This is a genomic window from Candidatus Cryosericum odellii, assembly GCF_003570935.1.
Classification (GTDB): Bacteria; Caldisericota; Caldisericia; order Cryosericales; family Cryosericaceae; genus Cryosericum; species Cryosericum odellii.
Window position 1 is genome coordinate 1 of sequence record NZ_QXIU01000073.1, and the last position, 5,798, is coordinate 5,798.

Below are 5,798 nucleotides of genomic sequence, written 5' to 3' on the forward strand. Positions count from 1 at the left end.
TGCCTGAGGAAACGGCAAGGGCCGTCAACGCAGCTCGTGCAAACCACGCAGCCGTAACTGCCATCGGCACGACGGTCGCCAGGACACTCGAGTCATGCATCAACCCGGACGGGACTGTCAGAGCAGACAACGGGGAGACCAGTATCTTCATCTATCCTCCTCATGAGTTCCACGGATTCGACCATCTGGTCACGAACTTTCACCTCCCGAAATCGACCCTGCTGATGCTCGTTGGGGCGTATATGGGCATGGATCTCATGTGGAAAGCATATCATGAGGCGATCAGCGAGCGATACCGTTTCTTCAGCTTTGGCGATGCCATGCTGATCCTCTAGACAGCTGGCATGGCCATATTCGAAACGACCTGTCAGAGCTCCACAGGACGCGAACGCACGGGGATCCTGACGACTGCCCATGGCACCGTGAGAACGCCTGTTTTCATGCCTGTCGGCACACAGGCGACCATCAAGGGACTTACCCCAGAACAGGTGAGGGAGATCGGGTTCGAGATCATTCTCTCGAACACCTACCACCTGTATCTCCAGCCAGGAGACGACGTCGTGCATGAAGCGGGCGGCCTCCATCGATTCATGCACTGGGACTGGAGCATCCTCACGGACAGCGGTGGTTTCCAGGCGATGAGTCTTTCCCGAATCAGCAAGAAAAGTGACGAAGGCATCGAGTTCCAGTCATTTATCGATGGCTCGAGGCATATGTTCACGCCAGAACGCGTGATCGCTATCGAGAAGAACCTGGACTCCGACGTGGTCATGCCTCTGGATATCTGTACGCAATATCCCTCAGAGCGCGTCACAGCAGAGAAAGACCTTGCGCGGACTGTCTCCTGGTTCGGGCGGGCGAAGAAGGCGATGGGTGAGTCGCACCAACTGCTGTTCGGTATCACGCAGGGTGGCTTCTATGGCGACCTCAGGGAGGAGTCGACTGAGCGTATCATGGAGCTGGAACCGCAGGGATTTGCAATAGGAGGTCTCAGCGTAGGCGAAGAGCGTCAGTTGACCATGGACATGCTGGATCATAGCTTGCTCCATGCCCCCGATGATCGTCCAAGGTACTTCATGGGACTGGGAGATCCGATCGGGATTTTGGAGATCATTAGTCGCGGTGTCGACATGTTTGACTGTGTTCTGCCCACGAGAGTAGCTCGCAATCAGATGGTCTTCACCCGGGATGGCGTGGTCAAGATCTCCAAGAAGATCTACGAACGAGACTTCCACCCTATCGACGAAGACTGCTCATGCTACATGTGTCGCAACTACACTCGGGCATATCTGCGGCATCTGTTCAAAGCGAACGAGATGCTCGCGGGAACGCTTGCGACCATTCACAACCTCCAGTTCCTTCAGACGATGATTGGCGAAATCCGAGATGCGATTGCGGCCGGCACCTTTGCCGAGTACAAGCGTGCATTCATCGAGCGGTACACAGCATCGTCCGACAGGGCATGGTGAGCGTCTCGCAGTGCTCATTGCTGCATTGACACTGAGTCCTATTTGATGTACATTTGATGTGTTGTCGAAACGAGGAGGAACCATAATGCGGTCGAAAGTAACAGCAAGCCTTATTCTTGTGATTGTCGTGGCTATTATCGCTGGTGTGATCAACTACCAGGGATTGATTGCCAAGAACACGAAGCTGGTCCCGAAGCTGGGGCTTGATCTCAGAGGCGGCGTGCGCATCGTGCTCGAGGCGCAGGACACGGAGTCGGCAAAGGCGACGAACGACGCGATCAACGCGGCGGTCAGCGTCATCGACAAGCGGGTCAACGCTCTCGGAGTCAGCGAGGCGGTCGCCGTTCGTGAGGGCGCCAACTCAAAGCGTATCATGGTGGAGCTTCCTGGTTGGGAGGATCCCGAACGGGCCAAAGAGATTATTGGCAAGACTGCACTTCTCGAGTTCAAGACCGAGGATGGCAAGGTCGTTGTCAGTGGCAAGAACCTGACGGATGCCAAGCTCGTGTTCAGTCAGGCGCAGGACAGTCTTGGCGAACCCCAGATTGCTTTTACGCTGGACGCGGTGGGCAAGGCTGCCTTTGCGACGGCTACTCAGGCGAACATCGGGAAGAAGATCAGTATCTACCTTGATAGCCAAGTACTGATGAGCCCCACAGTCGAGACAGCTATCACCGACGGTCAGGGTGTCATCAGCGGAGGGTTCACCGCTGAGCAGGCCAGCAACGATGCACTGTTGCTGAAGAGTGGTTCGCTTCCTGTTAAGCTGGTTGCGATCTCCGAGGAAGTCGTTGGACCTTCGCTCGGCAATGCTTTTGTCCGCCGCAGTGCGCTGGCGGCAGTGATTGCCTTTCTCCTCGTGGTCATCTGGATGTTCGTCATGTACCGGTATCTGGGCCTCGTCTCCGGCATTGCTCTTATCATCTATGCCGACATTCTCATGGCTGCATATCTCGTGTTGCATGCAACACTCTCNNTTTGACTCCAACCTGACCGTGCTCGTGGGCACCGCATTCCTGTTCTATTTCGGTAGCGGCACTGTGCGCGGGTTTGCCGTGACGCTTGCTCTCGGTGTTCTTGCCAGTATGTTCACGGCTGTGTTTGCCAGCCATATGCTGGTCGACCTCCTGCTCACTCCTGGCATTGTCAGGAACAGCCGGAAATTCCTCGGTTAGGCGGTGCAGCTATGACATTCAGAGAGAGAATCCTGACGTGGGACATCATTGGCAGGACACGCACGTGGTTTACTGTGTCATCTGTCATTATTGTGATTGGCATCGTGGCCATGGTTGTCAATACGGTCAGCTTTGGGTCGCCGCTGAAGTTTGGCATTGACTTCATAGGCGGAACACTCATCAACGCATCCTTCGCGAAAGCTCCTGATGAGGCAGTCGTCCGCGACATACTTTCAGCCAACGGCTACAGTAACGTTACGGTCCAACGGGCTGGAGCAAAGGGCATTACGATGAAGGTGGAGGCAAGTGAGATTGACCCCGCTGTCAGTGGGAAGATCATCAGTGACATTGTCGCGAAGTATGGCGCCGTTGATGCAGGCACCGAGGAAATCACCTCCATAGCACCAGTCATCGGGCGTGACCTCCTACGTCGATCCAGCTTGGCATTAGCCCTTTCGTTGCTGTTTACCTTGCTCTACATCACGATTCGTTTCAAATTCTCATTCGGTCTTGCAACGATCCTTGGCATGGTGCATGATATCTTCGTTGCCCTCGGCATCCTGGCCGTTTTCCGGGTTCCTCTCAACGCACCCTTTGTTGGTGCCTTTCTTGCGATCATTACTTATTCCGTGCAGGATGGTGTCGTGGTCATGGACCGCATCCGCGAGAAGTTGCGATATCGGGCGAAAGAACCTTTCGATAAGCTTGCAAACGCTGCAGTCACAGAGACGTGGATGCGGTCGTTCAACACGTCCTTTACGACGTTTCTCGCCGTACTCGTTCTGTTCATAATGGGCGGAGCTCCAATTCGTGACTTCTCGACAACACTGTTGGTGGGCATCATTTCTGGAACTTACTCGTCCATCTACATTTCCACGCCTTTGCTGGTACTGTGGGTGCAGCATAGAGAGAAGGCAGCTGCTTTGCAGAAGGCATAATGCTTCCAGGGCTCCCAGTTGACAAAGGACAATGCAGGGAGGCACAATGAACCTGAGAGATTACATACGCGACATACCTGACTTTCCTCAGAAGGGGATTGTGTTCAGGGACCTGACGCCACTCATGGGCGATGCAGACGCGTTCGCATTTGCGGTCGGCGAGCTGGCGAAGCAGTTCAGAACGGACCGTATTAACAAGATAGTCGGGGTGGAAGCGAGAGGTTTCATTATTGGTGCTGCGCTGGCCTACGCGCTGCATGTCGGTTTTGTGCCGGCGCGTAAGCCAGGGAAACTTCCCTACAAATCAGTTCGGAAGGAATATGAACTCGAGTACGGCGTGTCGATCCTTGAGATGCATGAAGATGCAATCAAGCCCGGCGAGCGCGTGTTGATCGTCGACGACCTTCTTGCGACGGGTGGCACGGTCAGCGCTACTGCCGACCTCGTCCAGTCGTTGGGCGGCGACATCGTCGCGTATGCGTTTCTGGTGACCCTGAAGGACCTCGGCGGAGCCAGCAAGCTGAGTGGTGGAAGGGTCGTCTCGTTACTTGACCTTTGAAGCTCGACACTGAGTTTGACGTTGACGAGGAGTTTGGGACTCTCATAGCGACGCTGAGAGGCTGGCTCTCCCCAGAGGAGGTTGGCCTTGTTGAGCGAGCGTTTGTGTTTGCGCGCCAGAGGCATGGAGATCAGAAACGTGCCTCTGGCGCTCCCTATATGCTCCATCCGGTCAAAGCCGCCCTGGTGCTGGCCGGTTATCGTCTGGATGCTGAGACCTACGCCGCCTGCTTGCTGCATGATGTCCTGGAGGACACCCAGACGACGGGCAAGGAGCTGGAGGACGGATTTGGCTCCAAGGTCGCCTCATTGGTGGAGGGTGTCACCAAGCTCCACGGGCTGAACTATCTGTCCCGCGAGGAGAACAACCTCGAGAACGTCCGCAAGATCCTCCTTGCCATGGCTGCAGACCTGCGAGTGGTCCTGATCAAGCTTGCCGACCGGCTGCACAACATGCGGACGTTGCAGTATCTAAGTGAAGACAAGCAACAGCGTATTGCCCAGGAGACCATGGAGATCTACGTTCCTCTCGCTCATCGGCTTGGGATATACGAGCTCAAGTGGGAAATGGAGGATCTCGCATTCCGCTACCTGAACCCCGATGAGTATCGGAGATTGGCTGGACTTGTTGCTGCCAAGCGAGCTGAGCGGGAAGCATTTGTAAAGGAAACGATCGGCCAGATCGACCATTTCCTGGAAGAAAAGGATATCCACGCTCAGGTCTCGGGCCGGCCAAAGAACCTGTACAGTATCTACCGCAAGATGGTTCAGCAGGGCAAGACATTTGACGAGATATACGATCTCATTGCGGTGCGGATTCTTGTCAACACGATCCCTGAATGCTACCTCGTTCTGGGATACGTGCACGAAGCATTTACTGTCGTTCCCGGTCGGGTGAAGGACTATATCGCTCTTCCAAAACCGAATGGTTATCAATCGCTGCATACGACTGTGATGGGCTCCAACGGAGAACCGCTGGAGATCCAGATCCGGACCAAGCGGATGCACGAAGTCGATGAGATGGGCGTGGCTGCCCACTGGAAGTATAAGGAAGGTAAGGCGGCCGATCTGGTCGATTCAGAGCGGTTCGCCTGGCTGCGCCAGATGGTGGACTGGCAGAGAGATGTCCGCAGTAGCGGAGAGTTCGTGGAGCGAGTCAAGGTAGATGTGTTTTCGGACGAGGTCCTCGTCTTTACGCCCAAAGGAGACGTCATCAACCTGCCGGTTGGCTCCACTCCAGTGGATTTTGCCTATCACGTTCATACGGACGTAGGCAACAACTTAGTTGGGGCAAAAGTCAACGATCGCATTGTGCCTATCGATACGGAACTCGTGACTGGAGACCGCGTACAGATAATTACCTCGCGGAATTCCGGAGGGCCAAAATCAGACTGGCTGCAGTTTGTCAAGGCGGCCTCGACAAAGGGTCATATCCGGGCATATCTGCGGAAGAAAGAACTGGAGCATTCAACCCCCGAGAAGCTGGACGTGGAGGAGCACCCGCGCACGGTCGCGACGCGTCCGTCGCTGTCGGGCCGGCGGACTGCTGCAGACAGTGGCTTCCGCATCGTCGTTCGAGGTGACGCGACGCTTCCGATTATCATGGCCACATGTTGCAGTCCTTCATATCCTGATGAGATTCTGGGTTACGTGACGCG

6 protein-coding genes are annotated in these 5,798 nt (G+C 55.3%); all 6 read left to right on the forward strand.

Annotated features, from left to right (window positions below):
• A partial coding sequence (locus SMC5_RS02970; RefSeq protein ID WP_165848945.1) for an S-adenosylmethionine:tRNA ribosyltransferase-isomerase occupies window positions 1-335 on the forward strand: 335 nt, incomplete at its 5' end.
• Window positions 336-344: 9 nt separating this feature from the next.
• On the forward strand, window positions 345-1,469 hold the full coding sequence (tgt, locus tag SMC5_RS02975; protein WP_119119526.1) for a tRNA guanosine(34) transglycosylase Tgt: 1,125 nt from the start codon (window positions 345-347) through the stop codon (window positions 1,467-1,469).
• Window positions 1,470-1,554: 85 nt separating this feature from the next.
• Entirely contained in the window at window positions 1,555-2,451 is an 897-nt protein-coding gene (locus tag SMC5_RS02980; protein WP_119119527.1) for a preprotein translocase subunit SecD, read from the forward strand.
• A gap of 204 nt (window positions 2,452-2,655) precedes the next feature.
• The gene (gene secF / locus SMC5_RS02990) at window positions 2,656-3,582 is read left to right on the forward strand and encodes a protein translocase subunit SecF (RefSeq protein ID WP_119119529.1); all 927 of its coding nucleotides are present in this window, start codon (window positions 2,656-2,658) and stop codon (window positions 3,580-3,582) included.
• A gap of 46 nt (window positions 3,583-3,628) precedes the next feature.
• A complete protein-coding gene (locus SMC5_RS02995; protein ID WP_119119530.1) occupies window positions 3,629-4,141 on the forward strand; it encodes an adenine phosphoribosyltransferase in 513 nt (170 codons plus the stop codon).
• Window positions 4,138-5,798 (forward strand): RelA/SpoT family protein (locus SMC5_RS03000; RefSeq protein WP_133299151.1); only part of this gene is annotated, 1,661 nt, incomplete at its 3' end. The genes SMC5_RS02995 and SMC5_RS03000, both read left to right, overlap by 4 nt.